The organism is Amycolatopsis sp. cmx-4-54 (assembly GCF_046548895.1).
Taxonomy (GTDB): domain Bacteria; phylum Actinomycetota; class Actinomycetes; order Mycobacteriales; family Pseudonocardiaceae; genus Amycolatopsis.
Window position 1 is genome coordinate 1 of record NZ_JAEBEJ010000007.1, and the last position, 21,874, is coordinate 21,874.

The window sequence follows — 21,874 nt, forward strand, 5'->3', positions numbered from 1 at the left end:
CGTCCGGCAGGTTGCCGGTGCGGGAGCGACGGTCGCCGGTGGCCGCGCTGGCCGCACGGTTCCGCCGTCGCTGACGCCCTGGCGGTTTCGCGAAGTGGGTTGCGAAAGCCACTTTCCCAACCTTCAACGTTGCGAAAGTGGCTTTCGCAACGCCGCCGGAGCCGCCTGTCGTCCTCCGGATGTCGTGAAAGGGGGTCGTTCAGGACACAAGCGCGACCTCAGCCGAGGAACTCCAGCACGGCCGCCTTGAACTCCGGACTCCGCAGCGCCCCACCGTGGTCCCCCGGCACCCGCACCAGCGAGGCCCCCGGCACCAGTTCCACCAACGTCTCGATGCCCTGGCTCACCGGATCTTCCACACCCGCCACGAACCGCGTCGGCACGGAGACCGCACCGGCCACCGGCTCGAAAGGCTCTGCCCGCAGGTCTTCGATGCACCGCGCGAGCGCGGCCGGGTTCCGCCCCGGCGCGGTGATCATGTGCGCGATCATCCCCGTCAATGGATCCGACGGTGCCTTGCCGCCACCGGCGAAGGCCAGCGCGGCCTCGACGTCAACGGCACCGAAAGGCTCGAAGGGGCTCACACCGGCGAGCACGAGCCGCCGGACAGGAGCCTGCGCGGGCAGTTCCCAAGACAGTCGAGCGCCCAGTGAGTAGCCGACGACGTCCACTTCGGACAGATCCGAGACGAGCCGGGTCAGTTCCGAAGTGATCGCGGCGGCACCCAGCGATCCCGAGGGTGCCGGGCTGGAGCCGTGCGCGGGAAGGTCGGGTACGAGCACCTCGCGGCCCGCGGCGGTGAGCGCGGCCGGCCACCCGGTCGTGATCCAGTCGGTGTGGCCGTCGGAGGCGAATCCGTGCACCAGCAGCACAGGCGGACCCGAAACGGTTTCGGGAGCGAATCGGCGCACGGCCAAGGAAGTAGTGGCGGACAACGGGATCCTTTCTCAGCTGCCGGAGGGTCGGCGGGTGCGCAGGCGCTGCATTTCGCTCAACGTCCGCGCGCGGGCGTCGACGGCGATCCGCAGCGACGAGCCGATGAGGTTCAGCAGGAAGACGCAGACCATGATCGTCACGCCGGGCGCGATCACCAGCCAAGGCGCCTGCACCAGATACGACCGGCCTTCGGCGATCATGTTGCCCCAGGTCGGGGTCGGGGGAGCGATACCGAGACCGAGGAAGCTCATCGCCCCGTCCACGAGCATCGCCGCCGCGGACAGGATCACCACCTGCACCAGCGCGAGCGGCAGCACGTTCGGGAACACGTGCACGACGAGGATCTTCCACCGGCTCATGCCCGAAACCCGGGCGGCACCGATGTAGGCGCGACCGGCGATGCCGAGCACCCGGCTGCGGATGACCCGGGCGGTGAACGGCGTGAAGATCACGGTCAGCGCGATCAGCTCGGTCCAGATGCTCGCGCCGAGCGAGATCGCCAGCGCCATCGCGAGGATGATCGCCGGGAACGACATCCAGGCGTCCATCACCCGCATCAGCACCGCGTCGGCGGCGCGGAAGAACCCGCTGATCAGCCCGATCACCAGGCCGGTGAAGGCCGCGCACAGGGTGATCAGGGCGGACAGCCCGAGCGACGCGCGGCCGCCGGAGACCAGCCGGGCGAGCACGTCCCGGCCGAACGAGTCCGTGCCGAGCGGATGCGCGGCCGACGGCGGCAGCAGCCGGTTGACCGGGTCGGTCGCGCTGACACTCGGCAGGAAGAACGGCAGCACGATCACGGCCAGGACGATCACCGCCAGCACCGCCGTGGTGATCACCAGCATCCGGTTCCGCCGGAACACCCGCGCCGCCCGGCCTGCCGGACGCGGTTCGCGCACCGGCGCCGTCTTTTCCACGAGAGCCACGCTCACGAAACACGCACCTTCGGGTCGAGCAGCGCGTACGAGAGGTCCACCAGCAGGTTGACCAGCACGAACAGCACCGCGACGAACAGCGTCACACCCTGGATCAGCGGGAAGTCGCGGGTCGACACCGCGCCCATCAGCAGATGCCCGAGCCCCGGCACGACGAAGATGGACTCGATGATCACGATCCCGCCGACGAGCATGGCGAAGTTGCTGCCCAGCTGGGTGATCAGCGGCATCAGCGCGTTCGGGAGGACGTGCTTGGTCATCACCTGCCGCTCGGACAGCCCCTTCACCCGCGCGGTGCGCAGATACGCCAGCGGCAGCTCACCGAGCAGGCTTTCGCGCAGGGTGAGCACGAACAACGCGGTCTGCCCGATGACCAGCACGGTCAGCGGCAGCACCAGCGCGGGCACCGCCGTCGCCGGGTCGGTGAAGAGGTTCTCGTAGCCACTGGAAGGGAACCAGCGCAGTGTCACCGAGAACACGAGCACGAGCATCAGCGAGATCCAGAAGTCCGGCATCGCCATGCCGAGCGCGGAAAGCCGGTCCAGCGCCCGCGCCACCGGATTGTGCGGTGACACCGCCTGCCACGAGGTGATCGCGACCGAGAGGAAGAAGCTGATCACCGTCGAGAGCACGGCGAGGGTCAGCGTCGGCAGGATGTGGTCGGCGACCACGCCGAGCACCGGCGCGTGATAGGTGATCGACGTGCCGAAGTCGCCCTGCAGCACGTTCCCGGCCCAGCTGAAGTACTGCTCCCAGAGGGTTCCGTTCAGTCCCATGCTCTCCCGCAGGGCTTCCACATCGGACGGTCGCGCGGTCGGGCCGAGGATCGCCTGCGCCGGGTCACCGGGGATCAGCCGGATGACGAAGAACATCATCGTCCCGACGATCACCAGGATGATCACCAGATCGCGGAGCCTGCGCAGCAGCAGACCGGTCATGACGCCAGCCAGGTGTTCCAGAAGACGCGGTAGAAGTCGCCGTAGCCCTTGAGCTTGGGGGAGTAGGCCGCGTACAGCCTCGACTGGCTCAGCGTGATCACCGACAGCTGCTTCCAGGTGAACGCCTGCAGCTTGTCCACCACCGCTTTCGCCTGCTCAGGTGTCGTCGAGGCGTTGAACTCCGCCATCAGACCGTCCAACTCGGGCGAGGACGAACCGTTCAGGGTGCCCAGGGTGAGCGCGGGCATCTGCGCGGGTGAGGTCAGCGCCGAGTCGAAGAACAGCGTGGTGATGTCCCAGCCGCCCGGCTCCTTGGTCAGCGTGCCGAGCATGGTGGCGAAGTCGAAGGTGTCGATCTTGGTGTTGATGCCGATCTTCGACAGGCTGTCCTGGATCAGCACGGCCCATTTGCCGAACTCGGGGTAGGAGTTCGTGGTGACGATGCGGATCGTGGCGCCGGCCGTGATCCCGGCCTCGGCCAACAGTCGCTTGGCCTTCTCCGGGTCGTGCGCCTTGTAGACCTCTTCGCCCGCGGTGGAATAGAACTGCTTGTTGTCCGGCGAGGCGAAGGCGCCGGTCTCGACGGTGAGGTCCTTGCTGCCGCCGGTGGCCGCGTTGATCGCGGGCTTGTCCAGTAACAGGTTCAGCGCCTCGCGGGCACGAGGATCGGCGAACTTCGAACCGGTGTTGAAGTTCGGGATCACCACGTTGTCGTTGCCGCCGGGCAGGTTGTGCACGACCACGGCCGGGTTGTTGCGCAGGGGCTCGTACTGGTCGTTCGTGGGCATGATGTGGTCCCACTGGCCGGTCTGGAGGCCGTTGATCAGCGCGTCCTGGTCGGAGACCACCTTGTAGGTCACGGTGTCCAGGTACGCGTGCTTGGCGCCCGCCTGCCCGCCCCAGTCCTCTTCGGACCGGGACTTGTAGCCGGAGTAGCGCTCCAGCACCAGCTCACGGCCGATGTCCCAGCTCTTGAGCTTGTACGGCCCGGTCCCGATCGCCTTGTCCTGGGCGAACCCGGTCGGCGCGACACCGGCGAGGTTCTTCGCCTCGTAGATCTCCGTGCCCGCGCCGGCGAGTTCGTTGATCAGCGGGTAGCGCGGATTCTTGAGCTTGATGGTCACCGTCGCCGGATCGGCCGGCGTGATCGCCTCGATGTCCGGTGTGACCAGCTGGCCGGTGCGGTGCACCTGCTGCCACCGTTTCAAGCTCGCCACGACGTCCTCCGACGTCAGCGGATTGCCGTCGTGGAACGTGACGCCCTGGCGCAGCTTGAAGGTGTAGGTGAGCCGGTCCGGGCTGGTGGTGTAGTCCTCGACCAGCATGGGCCGGGCGGTGAAGCCCTTGTCCACCTCGAACAGCTTCTCGTACATCATGTTGCCGATATGCGCGGTCACCTGGCCGGGATTCGCGACCATGTCGAGGGACTGGGGATCGGTGGGCACGGCGACGTTCAGGTTGCCGCCGGGCTTCGGTGGCCCGTCGGCGGCCCCACCGCCGGCCTGGCCTCCGATGCACGAGCTGATCAGCAGGACGGTCGCCAGGCCGAGCGCGGCCTTGGTCAGGGTTCGTCTCATGGGTTCCGCACTCCAATTTCGGGGTTCGCCGCGAGGAGACGGCGGGTGTACTCGTGCCGGGCGCGGAGCCGGATCTCGTCCGGTTCGCCGATTTCGATCAGTTCGCCCCGGTACATCACGCCGACGCGATCGGCCACCGAGAGCACCAGGCTGAGGTTGTGGGTGATGAACAGGAAGCTGAGCGCGCGGGTGCGCCGCAGGTCCAGCAGCAGGTTCATCACCTGGCCCTGCACCGAGACGTCGAGCGCGGAGGTGGGCTCGTCGGCGACGATGAGGTCGGGTTCGGCGGCGATCGCACGCGCGATCGAGACGCGCTGCCGCTGCCCGCCGGAGAGCTGCGAGGGCAGCTTCTTCGCGGTGTCGGAGGGGAGGCCGACCTCGTCGATCAACTCGGTGACGCGGCGGTCGAGTTCGGCGCCGCCCAGACCGGTGAGTTCCCGCAGCGGTTCGGCGATGATCCGGGCGGCGGTGTGCCGGGGATCGAGCGAGCTCTGCGGGTCCTGGAAGATGAGCTGCGCGCGGCGGCGGAACGCGCGCTCGTCGCCGTCGAGCCCGGACGGCGTGCACCGGTGCTCACCGAAGGCGATGGTGCCCGCGGTCGGTGGCTCCAGCGCGCTGACCAGACGGCCGAGTGTGGTCTTGCCCGAACCGGATTCCCCGACCAGGCCGAAGAACTCGCCGGGCGCGATCTCCAGCGAGACGTCCTTCACCGCGTGCACCTCGGGCTGACGGCTCAGCGAGAACCGGTCGCGTCGTCCGTACACTTTGGACACGGCGTCGATGACGAGCGCGGTGCCGTCGCCGAGGTCTTCGGTCTTCGCGCGGCTCAACGACCTGGTTTCGGTCGCGACCGCCGATTCGCCGTTCATCGCGGCTTCGAGCAGTGTCTCGGAGATGGTGGGGAAGCCGTCGCGCCTGCTGACCCCGAGTTGTGGAACGCAGTCGAGCAACGCCTTGGTATAGGGATGCTTCGGCGCGTGCAGAATGTCCTCTGTGGACCCGAGTTCGACGAGTTCGCCGCGGTACATCACCGCGATCCGGTCCGCCACCTGCGCGGCCACGCCCATGTCGTGCGTGATGAAGACGCACGCCGTCCCGTGGTCGCGGCGGACCCGGTCGAACAGGGTGAGGATCTCCGCCTGCGTGGTCACGTCGAGTGCCGTGGTCGGCTCGTCGGCGATCAGCAGGCCCGGATCGGCCATCAGCGCCAGCGCGATCATCACGCGTTGCTGCATCCCGCCGGACATCTGGTGCGGGTAAAGGGAAAGCACCCGCTCGGTGTCGGTGAGGCCGACCTCCTTCAGCAGGCCCCGAGCCTTCGTCTCGGCCTCGCGATACAACGGCGTGCCCTTGCGCGCGGCCTGGCGTGGCAGGGAACCGGGCTTCCGGTAGGCCTCGATCAGCTGTTTCCCGACCCGCTGGCTCGGGTTGAGTGAATCCAAGGCCTCCTGGAAGATCATGCCGATCCGCGGGCCGCGGTACGCGCGCATCTCGTCGGCGGAAAGCCGCGTGACGTCCACGCCGTCGACGGCGATCTCGCCGCGGGTGAACACCGGTGCGACGAATTCCAGCAACCGGATGATCGACAAGGCCGTCACCGTTTTACCGCTGCCGGATTCGCCGACCACGCAGAGTGTCCGGCCTTGGTCGAGGTCGAACGAAAGTTCGCGTACCAGTTCGCGTTCGGTCTCGTCGGCGATGACGCCGACGGTGAGTTCTCGTAATTCGAGCAGGGTCATGAATCCCCTTTCCCGAGCCCGCCCGAAGCGGGCCGCACTGCCGGGGAACGGACCTCCGGCGGGGGTGGTTCTACGCATGTTGACACTGGGCGGGTGCGCTGTCAATGGGTATATTCTACGAATGTAGGAAGTTGATATCCGGCAGGTTTTCCCTGGCAGTGGGCGAAAACTTGCCCTGGATTCTTTTGTCTACACATGTAGACTCTCGGCGGAAACGAGCTAAGGAGGGCACCCGTGAGCGGGTCGACCAAGACTGCCGGTCCCGAGCGGATCGTGGACATCGCCGTGGGCTACATGGCGGCCAAGCAACTCTTCGCGGCGAGCCGGATCGGCCTGTTCACCGCACTCGCCGACGGCCCGCTGACGGCCGCGGAACTGGCGGAAAAGACCGGCAAACCGGAGAAGATCACCCGCATCCTCGGTGACGCCATGTCATCACTCGGTCTGCTGTCCCGTGTGGACGGACGGTACGCACTGTCCGCCGACGCCGCGGCGTACCTCGGCGGCGGAGACGTCGATCTGGCGCCGTTCCTGACGTTCCTCGACTCGATCAGCTATCCGCATTGGCTCCAGTTCGGCCACACGGCCGACAGCGGTGAGCCGGGCAAGCTGGAGATGGACGACGCGCGGTGGGGCACGTTCATGGCGGGAGTCATGACGTATAACGCCCTGCACGCCAAGATGCTGGCCGGCGCTTACGATTTCGGCTCGCACCGGAAGGCGCTGGACCTCGGCGGGCTCTCCAGCGCGTTCGCCGTCGAAGCCATGAAGACCAACGACGAACTGCACACCACGTTCGTCTTCGACCCGGGCTTCATCGAGTCGGTCACCACCGCGGCGGCCGACGCGGGCCTGGCGGACCGCGCGACCGTCGTCGGGGCGGAGACCCCCACCGCGCGACCCGAAGGCGAATTCGACCTGGTGATGGTCAACCACGTCGTCCACCGGTTCGACGCGAAGCAGAACGCGGAGATCCTGCGTAACGCCCGCGCCGCCGCCGCGCCGGGAGCGACACTGCTGCTGCTCGACTTCTTCCTCGACGACGACGCGGTCCAGCGGCCGATCGACGCGCTGCACGCGGGGGAGTACCTGGTGATCGACGGGACGGTCGTCTATCCGGAGGCCGAGGTCCGCGAGTGGCTGAGCGGGGCGGGCTGGCGGGTCACCGACCGCCTCGCGCTGCCGGGCAGCCCGCGGGTGCTGGTCGCGGAAGCGGTGTGACCGTGACCCTCGATCCCGCGGTCAAGGAACTGCTCGCCCGCAGCGCCTCGTCGGAGGCGCCGACCGGTCCGCTGACGGCAGCCGAGTTGCGGGCTGCTTTCGCCGCTTCGTGGCGACGCCCCGAGTCGGTCGAAGAGGTCGGCTCGGTGAGCGACCATGTCCTGCCGTCCGGTGTGCGGGTGCGGGTCTATCTGCCCGAGGTCGCCGCGCCCGTGCCCGCGTTCGTCTGGATCCACGGCGGCGGGTGGACGATCGGCTCGATCGACGAGAACGAAGTCGCCTCGCGGGCGGTGTGCAACGCGGCGAAGGTCGCCGTCGTCGCGGTCGACTACCGGCTCGCGCCCGAGAATCCGTACCCGGCGGCCCCGGACGACTGCTACGCCGTCGTCGAATGGCTCGCCGAGGGGGGCGCCGGACCTGCGGTCGACGGGTCGCGGATCGCGGTCGGCGGGGAAAGCGCGGGCGGCAACCTGTCGACGGTGGTCTCGATGATGTCCCGTGACCGTGGTGGCCCGCCGGTGGCCGCGCAGGTGCTGATCTGCCCGGTGTACGGCCATCCGGACGACGGGTTCCGATCCTATGTGGACTTCGCCGAGGGCTTCGGCATGACCGCCGGGGCGATGCGGTTCTTCTTCGAGCAGTACGTGTCGGATCCGGCGCAGCTGAACGATCCGTACCTGCTGCCGCTGCGTGCCGACGACCTGACCGGGCTGCCGCCGGCGCTGGTGCTCACGGCCGAGTACGACGTCCTGCGGGACGAGGGGGAGGAGTTCGCGCGTCGGCTGACCGACGCTGGGACCCAGGTCGAAATGACGCGCTACTCAGGCCAGATCCACGGGTTCTATGGGCTCCATACGGATCTTCCGGCCTCGCCGCGCTCACACCGGCACGTGGCGAGCTTCCTGACCCGGGTCTTCGACCGCCGCGTTTAGTCCTCTGCTTGCGGCACCTGGCGGCCTGAGTGGCGGCGGCGGTTTCGCGTGATCGGAGGGAGCAGCACGCGTGTCGTCCATCCCGTCACGCGTGTCGTCCGTCTGATCACGCGTGTCGTCCATCCCGTCACGCCAAACACCTGCCCCGACTCGCGCTGAGTCCCATCCGCCAGAAGTCACCTACTTACGGAAGTTCGCACTACGTACTACCGCATTCAGAGGACGAAATGCGGTAGTACGTAGTGTCAGGGGCGGGCGAGGCGCTCGAAGAACGACTCGAGGTGCTGCCGCTGCAGAGCGATCGTCGAGAACTCGCCGGCGACCAGGCTCATCACGTTCGCCCCGGCGTTGAGCAGCACGACCTCGTCGACCAGTTGCTCGTCGGGCGTTCCGGTGACGATGTCACCGTCTTCCCGGCCCTCGGTGAGATACCGGTGCAGCAGGCCCCGCCACGAGCGGATGTGCTCGAGGTACTTGTCCTGCAGTTTCGGGTTGGTCAGCGAAAGCTGCCAGAAGGTGAGCAGGACGCGCCCCGCGGCGATGCGGTCCTCGTCGATGGGCATCGACGAGACGCACAGCTCGCGGAGCGCGGTCAGCCCGCGCAACTCGTCCAGTTCCACGTACTCGCGCATCATGCCGAGCGCGCGTTCGTAGGTGGCCTGGATGATGTCTTCCTTGCTCGGGAAGTACAGCTTGAGCGCGCCGTTGGCGAAGCCGGCGGCCGCCGCGATCTCGCGCATGGTGGCGGCCTCGATCCCGCCCTGGGTGATCAAATCCCAGGTGACGTCGACGATATGGCTACGCCGCTCGTCGTGGTCGATGATCTTCGGCATCGGCAGACCTCCCGCACTGGTTCTTCTACCAGTGTAGGAGATCAGACGCGGTGATACACGCGGTGCCCGGCGAACCACGTTTGCGTCACCTTTGTCTTGACGAGCGCGGACGGATCGGTTCGGAACGGATCGCGGTCCAGTACGACGAAATCCGCCGACTTCCCGGGGACGAGCGAGCCGGTGACGTCGCCGAGCCCCATCGCGCGGGCGGCGGCCAGGGTGAAGACCTCGATCGCCTCGTCCAGGGTGATCGCCTGCTCCGGCCACAGCGCGCCGGGGAACGTGCCGGTCGGATCCCGGCGGGTGACGAGGCCGTGGATGCCCTCCCACGCGTTCGGGGACTCGCTGACCGGCCAGTCCGAACCGCCCGCGACCAGCGCGCCCTCGTCCAGCAGCGACCGGTTCGGCTGCATCCGCCCGGCCCGCTCGCCGGGCAGCACCTCGGCGATGGCCGCCGGGATGACGCCCGGGACCCACAGGAACGGCGAGATGTCCGCGGCGACGCCCAGCGTGGCGAAACGCGGGAGGTCGTCGGGGTGGACGAACTGGCCGTGCGCGACCTGGAACCGTGCTTCGGTGAAGCCCTCGGCGCGCACCTTCTCGACGGCGTCCAGCGTCGCGCGCACCGACGCGTCACCGGTGCAATGGACCTTGGCCGAGAGCCCCGCCGCGGCCGCCGTGCGCAACCAGCCCACGAGTTCGTCGCCCGGCATGGTGGTGGCGCCGTGATGACAGGCTCCGTGCGCGGCGTCCGGCAGGTACGGCTCCAGGAAGGCGGCGGTCCGGGTCGGCGGGACACCGTCGAGGAAGATCTTCACGAAGTCCGGCCGGTGATGTTCGCTCCGGTACTGCCCCGCGACCTCCAGCAACGGCGCCCCGATCGGGTCGAAACCGAAGATCGGGTCGTTGATCAGCAGCGACGAAACGACCCAGGCATGCAGTTCGCCCGCGTCGTCGAGCGCCTTGAGGGCGCCCAGGATGTCCGCGGAGACACCGGCGTCCTGGAACGCGGTGACCCCGTACGAGTGCAGCGTGCCGATTCCGTGCCGCGACGCCGCCACGTGCTGGTCCGCCGTGAGCGTCCGTGTCTCGCTGAGCGCCCGCTCGACCGCGACGCCCGCCGCTTCGAGCAGGACACCGACCGGCTCCCCGGTCGACGGGTCGCGGACGATCTCCCCGCCCGCCGGATCAGGCGTCGAGGCGGTGACGCCCGCCAGCTCCAGTGCCCGGCTGCTCACCCAGCGGTTGTGCCTGCTGTCGTCGGAAAGCATGACCGGCCGTCCGCCGGCGGCCTCGTCGAGCGCGTGCCGGGCCGAAACCCGCGAAAGGGTACCGACCAAAGTGGACGCCCAGGCGCCGCCGACCACCCACTCGTCCGGCTCTAGCCCGGCGGCCCTCGCGCGGACCGCGGCGAGGATGTCGGCCAAGCCCGCGTCCAGGCCGAAGTTCAGCTCGAACAGCGCCGCGCGTCCGGCCAGGGCGTGATGGTTGTGCACGTCGACCAGGCCGGGCATCACGAACGCGCCATCGAGGTCGACGACCTCGGTGCTCGGGCCGCGTTCGATGTCCTCCAGCGACAGCACCTTCCCGTCCTTGATCGCCAGTGACGACGCCCAGGGCCGGTGACTGTCCACTGTGTACACCGTGGCGTTGGTGAGGACGATGTCGGCGGTCAAGGCTCAGCTCCCGGCCGGGTCGTAGGCCTCGGGGTGCGCGGTGGTGCTCAGCAGCTTGCCGTGCGCGCCGAAGGTGAAGTGAGTGGGAGTGCTCCCGGTGGCGTCCAGTCCGAAAAGGACACCGTGCGAACGCAGCCGTTTCGCGTCACGGTGGTCGGCGACGGTCACCGAGGCGCACGGGATCACCTTCTCCCGCCAGGCGAAAACGTAGATCCCCGGCCGCAGCTCGTAGACCGAGTTCTCGTCGGTGTCCGCGAGCCCACGCTCCGGACCGGCCAGGCACTGCCACGTGTACCAGTGCGGGCTGAGGTACACGTGCTCGTAGGCGTGCTCGGTGCTGTACACCCACAGCACCCGGCGCCCGACCAGCGACGTGGTCGGGGCGAGCGATTCCCCGGTCGGCTCGATACCGCCGATCGTGGCGGCCACGAAGGACTGCGTGACCCGGGGCGAGGTGTCGCCGATCTTGCTCAGCACCAGGAGGGCGCGGCCGCGGCGCAGGTCCAGCAGCAGGGTGAACGCCTCGTCCTGCCGGGCCCGCGGGTGGAACTGGACGTAGTAGAGGTCGTCGTCGACCAGGAACGTCTCGCAGCGGTCGGTGCCCGAGCCGTGGTAGGTCCACTCGATCCGGGTGCCGGAGAAGGCCGCGGTGAACGTGGTGCCGTCTTCACCGGCGAGTTCGAAGGTGCGGCCGTGCAGGTCGCCGACCGTGGGTGCCTTGTTCGCGTCGAAACCGGGGGCCAGACCGTCCAGCGGCAGCCAGGTGGACGTGTCGGACAGGGTCAGTTCGGGCATCGATGAGTCCTAGTGCTCGTGGGCGGAACAGTGATCGTCGGTAGCGCCGGAAGGCAGGTCGAGGGCCGGGTTTCGGTCCAGGAAGCCGTAAGGGCGCAGGGAGAAACCGGAGTAGTCGACCGGCATGACCGGCCAGTCCTCCGGACGCGGGATGTGGGTCGGACCGAAGACGTGCCACAGCACGAGATCGGTGTCGACGAGGTCGCGATCGGCGGCGGTCCAGGCGGGGAGACCCGCGCCGCCCGGATGCGCGTTCGGGCGGTCGCCGGCCGGGAAACGTTCGTCCGCGCGGTACGGCGTCGCCCACAGGTGGCGGGTGGCGAACGTCGCCCGCTGGTGGACGGTCGATTCCGGCTGCGCCATCAGGGTCGCGGACGGCCGCGGCACGAGCTGGTACGCCGTGGCCGAGCCGAGCCGGTTGGTCCGCTCCGCGCTGCGGATCTCCCAGACCCGCGCCTTGGCCGGATCCGCGAACCGCCGCGCCTCCTGTTCGGTCCGCAGCGGGGTCTCTTTCCAGGTGAAGGCGTTCCCGTGGGGGTTCTGCTCACCCATGGGCACCCGTTCGACGTCGACCTCGACGAGCGAGTTGCGTTCGCCGTCGATCGCGACGTCCAGCCGCGCGCAGAACAGGTGCTGGTGCACCGGCGCGAACAGGCCGGGCGCGATCTCGTTGGCGTGCGGGTGGTCCGTGCCCGGATGCGCGGCGCCGGCGAACACGACGCCGGTGGCCTTCGCCTCCAGTTCGACGGTGCCGTCGAGGTAGAGGTACCAGAAGAAGCCGTAGTCGTAGTTGCCGATGGTGGAGATCGACGAGATCACCAGCCGCCGGGACCGGCGCACCTCGGCGCGGCCGTCGAGATCCGTGTGCTTCCAGAGGATCCCGTAATCCTCCTCGTGCAGGCAGATCGCGCGCGGGATCTCGACCGGGTGGCCGTGGTCGTCGGCGACGAACGCGGGGAAGTAGTGGATGACGCCGAGGCAGTCGCAGCCCAGCCGCAGGTCGTTGCCGTTCTTGCCGAGCAGGTACTCGCCCGCGTCGAAGTAGCTGATCCAGAACCGGCCGGGCGCGGTGTCGCCGTAGGGCACCACCATCTCCGGTACCGACGCGCGGTGCAGCACCGACCGGTCCTGGAAGCTGATCCGATGCAGCGTCAGGCCTTCGCGGGCGTTGAAGCCGACCCGGAGTTTCCACCCCTCCCAGGTGACCTCGTTGCCGTCGACGGTGAAGCTCGGACCCTCCGGCTGGGTGATCTCGATCGGCTTCAGCGTGGTGCGGGCCGGGACACCGTCGTAGCGGCCGTGCTCGGGCGGTACGGGCACGTCACCCTCGTCCTCCACCCGGATGACGCGCTGCTCGGTCAGGTTGATGTGGACGATCAGGCCTTCGACAGGATGCGCCCACGGGCTGTCGGACGCGTCGTCGCGCAGGAACGTCAGCGAACGGATGACCCGGCCGGTCTCGTCCGGTCTGCCGAAGAAGCCGGGGGCCAGTGGAGCGCAGAAGGCGTGCCCGATCCGGTCGCCGAGCCCGCGCCGTTCCATCGCGGCCTGCCATTCCGGCGAGGCCTTGGTGATCGACGCGGCGAGGTCGTACTCCTCGAACAGGTACGCGGGCTGGCCTTCGCCGCATTCTTCGTTGGAGACCACTTCGCGCTTCGCCAGCGAGACGACCACGTCGCGCGCCTCACCGGTCGCAGTGTCCAGCAGCGTGTACTGGACACGGCGGTCGGGGGCGGCGTCGCCTTTCTCGGGCTCCACCGGCAGCACGGCGGGGAACCGCGTGGTCGCGGCGAGCAGGCCATCGGCGGCGAGGATCTCGCGGCCTGCGGTGAGTTCGTCGGCGGTCAGCGGGTCGAGTGGATGCGGCCTGGTCATGCTTCGCAGTCTTGCCGGTCCGGCCGGGACTGGAAAGGCCGTCATGCGGCTGCCGACAAGAAGGGTGCACTGACGGCCAACCTCCGTGAGAGGCCCGGACCGGAGGATGACGCCATGGGACTGGATCTCGCGGGCAAGGCCGTGCTGGTGACCGGCGCGGCATCCGGTATCGGCCTTGCCTGCGTCCAGGCCTTCCTCGACGAGGGCGCGCGGGTCGGCGCCCTCGACCGGGCACCCGTCCCCACGACGGCCGACGGCGTCCTGGCGATCCACGCCGACGTGACCGACGAGCCGTCGGTGGCGTCCGCCGTCGACGCCGTGGCCGGCCGGTTCGGCGGGCTCGACGTGGTGGTCGGCTGCGCGGGGATCTCCGGGCCGGTGGGGACACCGGTCACCGAAACCTCGGCGGCGGATTTCGCCGCGCTCATGGCCGTCAACGTCACCGGCCAGTTCATGCTGGTCAAACACGCCGCGCCCTGGCTCACCGCGTCGCGTGGCTCGGTCGTGCTGTTGGCCAGCGACTCGGCCTTCACCAGCGCGCCCGGCATGGTCCCGTACTGCGCTTCGAAGGGTGCCGTGGTCGCGATGACCAGGGCGCTCGCCGTAGATCTGCCCGGCGTCCGGGTGAACTGCGTCTGCCCGTCGGTGGTCGACACCCCGATGGCGCGCGGAGATCTCGGCGACGTGCTCGACGATCCAGGCTTCCCGGTGCAGGCTCCTGAAGAAGTCGCCTGGCAGGTGCTCCACCTCGCGTCCGCGCGTTCGCGGGCGGTCAACGGTCAGGCCGTGCTCGCCGACTTCGGCGTCTCGGCCCGCTCCGGTTTTCCCGCTTAGAAAGGACTCCGCAAGTGAAGAAGGTTGTCGCGATCACGGGTGGCGGTACCGGTATCGGCGCCGCGGTGGCCCGCCGGTACGCCGACGAAGGCGCCCAGGTGGTGGTGCTCGGACGGCGCCTCGAACCGCTGGAGAAGGTGGCCGCCGAAACCGGCGCGCACGTCGTCGCCTGCGACGCCAGCGACCGCGAAGCCGCCGAGAACGCCACGGCGGAGATCGTCGGCAGGTTCGGCAGGATCGACGTCGTGGTGGCCAACGCCGGCGGGCACGGCCTGTCGTCGGTGACCGACACCGGTGACGACGAATGGGAACTGGCCCTGCGCTCGAACCTGTCCAGTGCCTTCGTGTTCTGCCGGGCCACGCTGCCCTCGCTGGTCGAAACCGGCGGTCAGGTGGTCATCGTGTCGTCGCTGGCGGGGCTGTTCGCCGGGCCGAACGTCGCCGGCTACACGGTCGCGAAGCACGCGCTGATCGGGCTGACCCGCTCGATCGCCCGTGACTACGGGCCGAAGGGTGTACGTGCGAACGCGGTCTGCCCCGGCTGGGTGCGCACGCCGATGGCGGACGGCGAGATGGACCAGTTCGCCGAGGCGGCGGGCTTCGACGGCGGCCACGACGAGGGCTACCGGCGCGTCACCGCCGAGGTCCCGCTGCGCCGGCCCGCCGAACCGGCGGAGATCGCGTCGATCGTGCGGTTCCTGGGGTCTTCGGAGTCGTCGTACATCACCGGTGCGGTGATCGTGGCGGACGGCGGCGCGCACGCCGTCGACCTGCCGACGCTGGCCTTCGAACGGGCGGGGATGGGTTCTTAGCGCAACATGGTCCGGGGCGTCACACCGTTCCGTGAAGGCCTCCTTGAGGGACCCAGAGTCCCTCAAGGAGGCCTTCACGGAACTTGGGACCCCTCGCCCCGAGGTGGTAACGGTCGGGGCGGCATTGCGCGTGAAGGGGGCCTTCACGCGCGTCAGGATCCGAGGTAGGCCGTGTGCAGGGTGCCGGGGGAGTCCAGCAGTCCCTGCGCCGAACCCGCATAGGTGACCCGCCCCGAAGAGACCACCAGCGCGTCGCTCGACACGCCGAGGGCGAGGTGCGTGAACTGCTCGACCAGCAGGATCGCCGCGCCCTCCTCGGCGAACCGCGTCACCATCGGCAGCAGCCGCGTGAACACCACGGGCGCCAGCCCCAGCGACATCTCGTCGATCAGCAGGAACGACGGCCGCGCGGCGAACGCGCGGGCCAGCACCACCATCTGCTGTTCGCCGCCGCTGAGCAGTGCGGCCGGCGAATCGCGGCGTTTCTCCAGTTCGGGGAACAGCTCGAACAGTTCGTCGGCCCGCGCGCGGGTGCGCGCGGTCAGCATCAGGTTCTCCAGCACCGTCAGGCCGCCGAACACCGCGCGTCCCTGCTCGATATGCGCCAGGCCCCGCCGCGCGCGGGAGACCCGCGAGTGCTTCGTGATCTCGTCGGATCCGATGTGGACGGTCCCGGCCGAGGCGGGCACCACGCCGGAGACGGCCTCCAGCAGGCTGGTCTTCCCGGCACCGTTCGGGCCCACGAGCGCGGTGATCCGGCCCGGCTCCAGCGTCAGGTCGACGCCGGAGATCACCGGCCCGGCACCGCGGGTGACCGTCAGCCCCGCTATCCGCAAAGCGTTCACAACAGCTCCGTTTCACCCATGTACGCCTTGAGCACGGCGGGATCGGCGAGCACTTCGGCCTGGGGACCGGAGGCCAGCACGCGGCCGAAGTCGAGGACGGTGATCGTGTCGCAGACCGAGCGGACCAGGTCGAGGTCGTGCTCGATGAGCAGTACCGACACCCCGAACCGCGCGGGAACCTGCCTCAGCCGTTCCCCGAACGCGACGTGTTCTTCGTGCGGAAGTCCCGCGGCCGGTTCGTCGAGCAACAGGACCCGCGGCCGCGCCAACAGATGTCCGACGACCTCGACCAGCCTGCGCGCGCCGACGTCCACTTGAGACAGTGGAGTCCGGGTGGCGGGGCAGCCGAAGAAGTCCAGTGCGTCCCCGATCTCGTCGGCGGTGAGCCGCCGCCTGGCGAGGAACTTGAGGTACGCCCCGACCGTCAGCCCCGGCGGGACGCGGTCCTGCTGGAACGTCCGGCGCAAGCCGGCACGGGCCCGGTTCGACGGCGACCCGGTCAGCGGGCTGCCGCCGAGCTCCACCGCGCCCTCGGCGTTCGGCAGGAAGCCGCTGATCGCGTCGACCAGCGTCGACTTGCCCGCACCGTTCGGCCCGATGACGCCGAGCACTCCGTGTTCCGGGACCGAGATGTCCACTGAGGACAGTGCGGCGACGTGGCCGAAGTTCACGCTCAGCCCGCGGACGGTGAGTACCGGTGGACCAGGCGCTTGGGGCTCGATGTCCGCGGTCTTGGCGGCGAGGTCGAGTTTCGCCGGTTCCTTCTTCGCCCGCCGGTACCACACTTGCCGCACCGTGGTGCCCAGATTCCCGCCACTGGCCAGCGCCTGGACGCCGAGCACACCGAACACCACGAAGCCCCAGTCCTGCGGGATCCCCCAGCGTTTCAGCAGTTCCGGCACGCCGACCCACAGGATCGCGCCGAACACGGCCATGTCGATCAGATGCGCGCCCGACATGATCGCCAGCACGTACAACGCCAGCGACTGGATCGCGGTGAAACTGGCCGGGAAGGCGAGCCCGACCTGCCCGGTGAGCAGGCCGCCACTGATCCCGCCGAGGGTGGCGCTCACCGCGAACGCGGTCAGCTTCGACGTCCGCACACTCGTGCCCGCGGCCGCCGTGCCGCGTTCGGAGAACGCCACCGCCTGCCAGGCGCTGCCCCAGCGCCCGCGGCGCAGGAAGTACACGGCGAGGCAGCACAGCACCAGCACCACGACGGCGAGCTGGAAATAGGACCGGTCGTCGGAGAAGGCGTCCGGCCGGTCGACCGAGATCCCGCCGGAGACGCCGGGGAACTGGAGCTGGACCAGCGCGAGGTCGGCCGCGGCGGCGAGCCCCAGCGTGACGACGGCGAGGTTGATCCCGCGCAGCCGCAAGGCCGGGAGCCCGACGAGCACCCCGACCGCCCCGGCGGCGAGACCGCCCAGCACCAGCCAGGTGAGGAACCCGCCTGGCGCCTGTGCCTCGTTCAGCGCCGACACGGTCCACGCGCCGACGGCGCCGAAGGTCAGCTGGCACAGGGAGATCATGCCCGCGCTGCCGGTGACCACGCCGAGCCCGAGCAGGGAGATCCCGGCGACGACGGCGCTCATGCCGAGGTACACGAAGTACCCGTCGAGCCCGACGCTCAGTCCGTAGCCCACGGCGATCGCCACGATGGCGACCGCGAACGGGATCCCGCGTTCAGCGAGCCGCATCCCACACCTCCTTGCGCTGCGACCAGAGCAGCAGCGCGACGATGACGGCGAACGGCAGGAAGTACCGCACGACCGAAAGGCCGTCGACCTGTGCGGCCGCGCCCTGGATCAGACCGAGGCCCAGCCCGCCCGCGACCGCGAGGTCGAGACGGCGGAATCCGCCGAGCAGAGCGGCGGCGGCCGCCGGGACCACCAGCATCGCCAGCGACGTCGCGTCGTTGGACTGCGACGGCGCGACGATCGAGATGACCAGAGTGCTGACCACTCCGGTGACCGCCCAGACCGCGACGCTGAGCCGTTTCGCCGGGATGCCCAGCAGTTCCGCCGTCGTCGGGCGTTCCGACAGCGCCCTGAGCTGGACGCCCGCCGGGGTCCGGCTCAGCACGATCCGGCTGGCCACGGCCACGAGGACGGCCAGCGCGACCGTGACCACGGTGACCTGGCTGATCACCACGCCGCCGACGGTGACCGCCGGACCGTCCAGGATCGGATGGAACGGCTGGGGTTTGTTGCCGAACAGGATGAACGACAACGAGATCAGCAGGAGCAGCACCGCCACGGTGACCGCCGAGCGGGTGCCGGTGTCCGCCTCGGCGAGCCAGGTGGACACGATCCAGCCGAGCAGCGCGCTGAGCAGCCCGCCGAGCAGGATCCCGGCCACGGTGGCGAGCCACATCGGCAATCCCAGGTCGACGGACAGGAACACCGCCACGTAGCAACCGGACATCCCGGTGGCCGACTGGGCGAAGTTCACCACCCGCACCAGGCGCGACATCAGCGTCAGGCACACCGCCAACACCGCGTACAGTCCGCCGGCGGCCAAGCCTGCCAGCGCTCCCTGCAGCATCGAATCCTCCCGTTACTTCTTCGGAATCCGCAGCCAGTCGTTCGCGACGAGCTCCCATTTGTTGGTGCCGGAGGCGAGCTTGATCGGCCAGCCCGCGGTGTTGTCGTGGTGCGTCTGGCCGGGGCCGAAGACGTACGGCGTGCCGACCATCGGGTCGGTGATCGGTTTCATCTCGCGCAAGGCCTTGGTCACCGATTCGCGGGTGATGTCCCCTTGGATCCCGCGGATGACGTCGAGGAAGTACTTCGCCGCCAGGTAACCGCCCTGGCTGAACGAGGTCAGCGGGATGTTGTTCTTGCTCATCAGCTCGCGCCAGTCCTTGTTCTGCGGGCTGGTCGCGTCGGTGAACGGGTAGAACTCGGCGGGCAAGTACACCCCGGCGCCGGCGTTGGTGATGGCCTTGGCGTAGTTCTCGCTGTAGACGCTGGTGAGCAGCAGCCACGTGACGTCGTTCCAGCCCTGCGCCGCGGCGGCTTTGAGCTGCCCGATGGAATCCGGTTCGACCGGGTTCACCGTGATCGCCTTGCACCCGGCGTTGCGGGCCTTGACGATGTAGGAGGTGTAGTCGGAACCGCCGTAGGGCACGGTCGCGTCGAGGTACTTGAGCTTCTTGCCGGTGATGGCCGACCATTCGTCGATCGCCGCCTGATACGACGGCAGCGTGTTGCCCGCGATCTCCAGCAGCGCGCAGATGTCGTTCAGCTTCAGCGTTTCCGAGCCGTAGAGCAGGGTCAGCGTCATGTCGTGGTACGGCCCGACGTTGACCGGGGCGATGTTCGGGCTGGAGAAACAGGCCGGGTCCACGCCGATGCCCTGCATGGACAGGATCTTCTGCTGCTCGTAGTACTTGTTGTTGATCTCGCACTCGATGAGGCTGGACGAGCCGACGAGTGCCACCGCCTCGTCACGGCCGACGACCTCGCGGGCCGCGGCGGCCGCGGCCGCCGGGTCGCCCTTGTCGTCGAGGGCCTTGTACTGGATCTGTCTGCCGTTCACGCCGCCGCTCGCGTTGGCCGCGTCGAAGACCGCCTTGGCCGCCTGGGAGGCCTCGGGGAACGTGGCCGCACCGCTCAGCGCGTTGACCGAACCGACCATGATCGGCCCGCTCGAACCGCTTTCCGCCCCGGCACAACCGGCGGTCGCGAGCAGGACGGCAGCGGCGAGGGCGACGAGGCGCCGCGCGGGTTTCACCGGTTCCCCATGGCTTCGGCGACGGGCACGGAGTCGACGATCTGCTCGAACGAGGTGACCTCGCCGCCGTCGAACTTCCACACGTGCGCGACGCGGGCGGTGAACGAGCGGCCGGTCTCGCGGTGCTTGCCCTCGTAGGTCCCGAGGCCGATCACCGTGTCGCCGGCGTCGAGAAGGTCGCCGAGGGTGAACGTGTAGCCGTCCCAGTCCTTCGCGATCGCGCCGAAGACGTTGTCCCGGACTTCCTCCGGGCCGGTGTAGGTTCCGGCGTAAGGGAAACCGGCCGCCTCCGTCCAGGTGGTCGCGGGACCGAGCGGGGCCAGCATGCCCGCCAGATCGCCCCGGTCGCTCGCGGCGTAGTGCGCGGCGATGATGTCTAGATTGGACACTGAGGCTCCTTAAACCGGTTGCGCGTCGGGATAGGCGACGGCGCCGAGTGGGTAGATGTGCCCGCCCCCGCGGGAATGTTCCGACCGGCCGTCGCCGGTCAGCCCGAGGAAGACGCCGGTGGTCTTCAGCGCGTAGCCGAGGTCGTGCAGCCACACACTGGCCACGGCGATGCGGAATTCGCGGAAACAGAACAGGTAGAGCCCGTCCTGGAACTTCCACACCGTCGACAGGTCCATGTCCCCGTGACCGCGCTGCACACCTTCGAGGCATTGCCAGGCATAGCGTTGCGAGGACACGTACACGTGCTCGTAGAGGTGGTCAGGGCTGTAGCGGTAGATGTTGCGCTTGCCGATCAGGTCGCGCGACGGGCCCGGCACCTCGCCGGTCGGCGTGCCCGCGTCGGTCGTGCCGGACCAGAACGTCTGGGAGACACGGGGAACGCCTTCGACGTCTTCGGCGCCGATGACCGAGCGCACGGCGAGCGCGCGATGTGTCGTCGTGGAAAAGACGACGGTGAGCGCTTCACCTTCCACGCTGGCGTGTGGGACATTGACGAAGAAAACGTCTTCCCGGACGGCGACCGCGTCATACGGATCCTCGATACCGTTGCAGGTGACGGTCTCGGCGTCCTCGAATCGCAGCGCGAGCGTCTTTCCGTCGTCGAGGGTGACGGTGAGCTCGCGTCCCGACAGGTCCGCGTTCGGCAGGCGGTAGGTAGCTATTCCGGCGGCGAACTCGTCATAGGTGCGCCACTGTTCCTCGGGTGCTTCGGGCATGCGGTCATCGTCGAGGCGACCGCCCGGGAAGGGCCAGCTGTCACGCGCTGGGCGGCAACAACCGGTCGCTCACGGTCAAGCCGCGGCGCAGTTCGCTCGGCGAGCAGCCGAATTCCGTCTTGAACACCCGGCTGAAATGCGGCGCGTCGACGAAACCCCACTTCGCCGCGATGGCCGCGACGGGCCGGGAATGGTGCACGGGGTCGAGTAGTTCGCGGCGGCAGTGTTCGAGCCGCCGGGTGCGGATCCAGCCAGAGACGGTCGTGCCCTGTTCGTGGAAGAGGCCGTGCAGATGCCGGGTGGAGATGTAGTGCTCGGCGGCGATCTGCGCCGGGCCGAGGTCGGTGGAGGAGAGGTTCGAGTCGATGTAGGCGAGCACGCGGCGCATCAGCTCGTGGTGCGGCCCGGCGGTCGTACGGGCGAGGTCCAGCTCGCTGGCGAACAGCGTGGCGAGCAGATCGACCGCCGTATGCGCGAGCCGGACGCCCGCCGGGCCGCCGAGCTGGTCGAGGTTGCTGCCGAGTTGCGCGAGGAAGGGCACCACCACGTTGCCCATGCCGCGCTTGCCCGACATGGGCACCGCGGTCAGCTGGCCGACCAGGTCACGGGGAAGATCGATGAGCCGCTGCGGGAACATCACCACGAGTGTGCGGAAATCCTCTTCGAACGCCAGCGTGTACGGCCGGTGCGTGTCGTACAACGCCACGTCTCCGGGGCGCAGCATCGCCTCGCGGTCGTCCTGCACCAAGAGCCCGGTCCCGGACAGGATCAGGCTCAGCTTGTAGTAGTGCCTGTCCGCCCTGGCGATGAGCTCGGGCGTCCGCTCGACCACGTGCGCCGACGCGGTCACCTCGGTCAGCTGGACGTCGTCCGCGCCGCACGAGCGGATGCGGCCGCGGAAGTGGTCCCGGTGCTCGCTCGTCACGTGCAGCGGCACGAAGGATTGCGACACCACCGTGCGGAAATCGGTGAAATCTCGCGCGACCGTGGTGGTGGTCGGGTCGGCGGTGGCGGTGGTCACG

At 69.0% G+C, this 21,874-nt stretch carries 20 protein-coding genes; 4 read left to right on the forward strand and 16 right to left on the reverse strand.

Annotated features, from left to right (window positions below):
- Positions 1–218 precede the first annotated feature (218 nt).
- From ACLJQ7_RS23375 to ACLJQ7_RS23395, 5 genes are all read right to left on the reverse strand, one after another.
- Complete coding sequence (locus ACLJQ7_RS23375) at positions 219–872, reverse strand: alpha/beta fold hydrolase (RefSeq protein WP_410650663.1); 654 nt, start codon at positions 870–872, stop codon at positions 219–221.
- 75 nt (positions 873–947) lie between these two features.
- Positions 948–1,868, reverse strand: coding sequence for an ABC transporter permease (locus ACLJQ7_RS23380; RefSeq protein WP_410650305.1), 921 nt, complete (start codon positions 1,866–1,868; stop codon positions 948–950).
- Positions 1,865–2,809 carry an ABC transporter permease gene (locus ACLJQ7_RS23385; protein WP_410650306.1) on the reverse strand — a complete coding sequence of 315 codons (945 nt, stop codon included), beginning with the start codon at positions 2,807–2,809 and terminating at the stop codon, positions 1,865–1,867. Before ACLJQ7_RS23385 ends, ACLJQ7_RS23380 begins: the two co-directional genes overlap by 4 nt.
- Positions 2,806–4,386, reverse strand: coding sequence for an ABC transporter substrate-binding protein (locus ACLJQ7_RS23390; protein WP_410650307.1), 1,581 nt, complete (start codon positions 4,384–4,386; stop codon positions 2,806–2,808). Before ACLJQ7_RS23390 ends, ACLJQ7_RS23385 begins: the two co-directional genes overlap by 4 nt.
- Positions 4,383–6,125, reverse strand: a complete 1,743-nt coding sequence (locus ACLJQ7_RS23395; protein ID WP_410650308.1) for a dipeptide ABC transporter ATP-binding protein — start codon at positions 6,123–6,125, stop codon at positions 4,383–4,385. Before ACLJQ7_RS23395 ends, ACLJQ7_RS23390 begins: the two co-directional genes overlap by 4 nt.
- A gap of 234 nt (positions 6,126–6,359) precedes the next feature.
- On the opposite strand from ACLJQ7_RS23395, the gene ACLJQ7_RS23400 reads away from it, so the two are divergent.
- Together ACLJQ7_RS23400 and ACLJQ7_RS23405 are read left to right on the forward strand one after the other, a co-directional pair.
- Positions 6,360–7,346, forward strand: a complete 987-nt coding sequence (locus tag ACLJQ7_RS23400; RefSeq protein WP_410650309.1) for a methyltransferase dimerization domain-containing protein — start codon at positions 6,360–6,362, stop codon at positions 7,344–7,346.
- Positions 7,343–8,278 carry an alpha/beta hydrolase gene (locus tag ACLJQ7_RS23405; protein ID WP_410650310.1) on the forward strand — a complete coding sequence of 312 codons (936 nt, stop codon included), beginning with the start codon at positions 7,343–7,345 and terminating at the stop codon, positions 8,276–8,278. The genes ACLJQ7_RS23400 and ACLJQ7_RS23405 overlap by 4 nt, the downstream gene beginning before the upstream one ends.
- Positions 8,279–8,523: 245 nt before the next feature.
- Here ACLJQ7_RS23405 and ACLJQ7_RS23410 read toward each other — a convergent pair whose 3' ends face one another.
- Genes ACLJQ7_RS23410 through ACLJQ7_RS23425 form a run of 4 tightly spaced genes read right to left on the reverse strand, consistent with a single transcriptional unit; the run spans position 8,524 to position 13,457 of the window.
- The gene (locus tag ACLJQ7_RS23410) at positions 8,524–9,111 is read right to left on the reverse strand and encodes a TetR/AcrR family transcriptional regulator (protein WP_410650311.1); all 588 of its coding nucleotides are present in this window, start codon (positions 9,109–9,111) and stop codon (positions 8,524–8,526) included.
- Positions 9,112–9,152: 41 nt separating this feature from the next.
- The gene (locus ACLJQ7_RS23415; protein ID WP_410650312.1) at positions 9,153–10,787 is read right to left on the reverse strand and encodes an amidohydrolase; all 1,635 of its coding nucleotides are present in this window, start codon (positions 10,785–10,787) and stop codon (positions 9,153–9,155) included.
- 3 nt (positions 10,788–10,790) lie between these two features.
- Positions 10,791–11,582, reverse strand: coding sequence for a molybdenum cofactor biosynthesis F family protein (locus ACLJQ7_RS23420; protein ID WP_410650313.1), 792 nt, complete (start codon positions 11,580–11,582; stop codon positions 10,791–10,793).
- A gap of 9 nt (positions 11,583–11,591) precedes the next feature.
- Complete coding sequence (locus ACLJQ7_RS23425; RefSeq protein ID WP_410650314.1) at positions 11,592–13,457, reverse strand: primary-amine oxidase; 1,866 nt, start codon at positions 13,455–13,457, stop codon at positions 11,592–11,594.
- A 114-nt stretch (positions 13,458–13,571) separates the two neighbouring features.
- Between ACLJQ7_RS23425 and ACLJQ7_RS23430 the strand changes: the two genes are divergently transcribed.
- Positions 13,572–14,291: an SDR family NAD(P)-dependent oxidoreductase gene (locus tag ACLJQ7_RS23430; protein ID WP_410650315.1), complete on the forward strand. Its 720-nt coding sequence runs from the start codon at positions 13,572–13,574 to the stop codon at positions 14,289–14,291.
- A gap of 14 nt (positions 14,292–14,305) precedes the next feature.
- The gene (locus ACLJQ7_RS23435) at positions 14,306–15,103 is read left to right on the forward strand and encodes an SDR family NAD(P)-dependent oxidoreductase (protein WP_410650316.1); all 798 of its coding nucleotides are present in this window, start codon (positions 14,306–14,308) and stop codon (positions 15,101–15,103) included.
- A gap of 152 nt (positions 15,104–15,255) precedes the next feature.
- Here the strand turns inward: ACLJQ7_RS23435 and ACLJQ7_RS23440 are convergent, their stop codons facing one another.
- From ACLJQ7_RS23440 to ACLJQ7_RS23470, 7 genes are read right to left on the reverse strand one after another with little or no spacing between them, the layout of a single operon-like run.
- A complete protein-coding gene (locus ACLJQ7_RS23440; RefSeq protein WP_410650317.1) occupies positions 15,256–15,948 on the reverse strand; it encodes an ABC transporter ATP-binding protein in 693 nt (230 codons plus the stop codon).
- Positions 15,945–17,648 carry an ABC transporter permease subunit gene (locus ACLJQ7_RS23445; RefSeq protein ID WP_410650318.1) on the reverse strand — a complete coding sequence of 568 codons (1,704 nt, stop codon included), beginning with the start codon at positions 17,646–17,648 and terminating at the stop codon, positions 15,945–15,947. The genes ACLJQ7_RS23440 and ACLJQ7_RS23445 overlap by 4 nt, the downstream gene beginning before the upstream one ends.
- Positions 17,635–18,495, reverse strand: coding sequence for an ABC transporter permease subunit (locus tag ACLJQ7_RS23450; protein ID WP_410650319.1), 861 nt, complete (start codon positions 18,493–18,495; stop codon positions 17,635–17,637). Before ACLJQ7_RS23450 ends, ACLJQ7_RS23445 begins: the two co-directional genes overlap by 14 nt.
- Before the next feature lie 12 nt (positions 18,496–18,507).
- Positions 18,508–19,686 (reverse strand): ABC transporter substrate-binding protein, encoded by a 1,179-nt coding sequence (locus tag ACLJQ7_RS23455; protein WP_410650320.1) that lies wholly within the window; start codon positions 19,684–19,686, stop codon positions 18,508–18,510.
- On the reverse strand, positions 19,683–20,075 hold the full coding sequence (locus ACLJQ7_RS23460) for a nuclear transport factor 2 family protein (protein ID WP_410650321.1): 393 nt from the start codon (positions 20,073–20,075) through the stop codon (positions 19,683–19,685). Before ACLJQ7_RS23460 ends, ACLJQ7_RS23455 begins: the two co-directional genes overlap by 4 nt.
- Positions 20,076–20,084: 9 nt before the next feature.
- Positions 20,085–20,852 carry a MoaF C-terminal domain-containing protein gene (locus tag ACLJQ7_RS23465; protein WP_410650322.1) on the reverse strand — a complete coding sequence of 256 codons (768 nt, stop codon included), beginning with the start codon at positions 20,850–20,852 and terminating at the stop codon, positions 20,085–20,087.
- Positions 20,853–20,892: 40 nt separating this feature from the next.
- Positions 20,893–21,873: a helix-turn-helix domain-containing protein gene (locus tag ACLJQ7_RS23470; protein WP_410650323.1), complete on the reverse strand. Its 981-nt coding sequence runs from the start codon at positions 21,871–21,873 to the stop codon at positions 20,893–20,895.
- Between the last annotated feature and the right edge of the window lies 1 nt (position 21,874).

Bases quoted from the DNA above. Each gene is read 5' to 3' on its own strand.
- ACLJQ7_RS23390 (WP_410650307.1), bottom strand. From the start codon at position 4,386: ATGAGACGAACCCTGACCAAGGCCGCGCTCGGCCTGGCGACCGTCCTG.
- ACLJQ7_RS23410 (WP_410650311.1), bottom strand. From the start codon at position 9,111: ATGCCGAAGATCATCGACCACGACGAGCGGCGTAGCCATATCGTCGAC.
- ACLJQ7_RS23465 (WP_410650322.1), bottom strand. From the start codon at position 20,852: ATGCCCGAAGCACCCGAGGAACAGTGGCGCACCTATGACGAGTTCGCC.
- ACLJQ7_RS23385 (WP_410650306.1), bottom strand. From the start codon at position 2,809: ATGACCGGTCTGCTGCTGCGCAGGCTCCGCGATCTGGTGATCATCCTG.
- ACLJQ7_RS23445 (WP_410650318.1), bottom strand. From the start codon at position 17,648: ATGCGGCTCGCTGAACGCGGGATCCCGTTCGCGGTCGCCATCGTGGCG.
- ACLJQ7_RS23395 (WP_410650308.1), bottom strand. From the start codon at position 6,125: ATGACCCTGCTCGAATTACGAGAACTCACCGTCGGCGTCATCGCCGAC.
- ACLJQ7_RS23420 (WP_410650313.1), bottom strand. From the start codon at position 11,582: ATGCCCGAACTGACCCTGTCCGACACGTCCACCTGGCTGCCGCTGGAC.
- ACLJQ7_RS23430 (WP_410650315.1), top strand. From the start codon at position 13,572: ATGGGACTGGATCTCGCGGGCAAGGCCGTGCTGGTGACCGGCGCGGCA.
- ACLJQ7_RS23450 (WP_410650319.1), bottom strand. From the start codon at position 18,495: ATGCTGCAGGGAGCGCTGGCAGGCTTGGCCGCCGGCGGACTGTACGCG.
- ACLJQ7_RS23425 (WP_410650314.1), bottom strand. From the start codon at position 13,457: ATGACCAGGCCGCATCCACTCGACCCGCTGACCGCCGACGAACTCACC.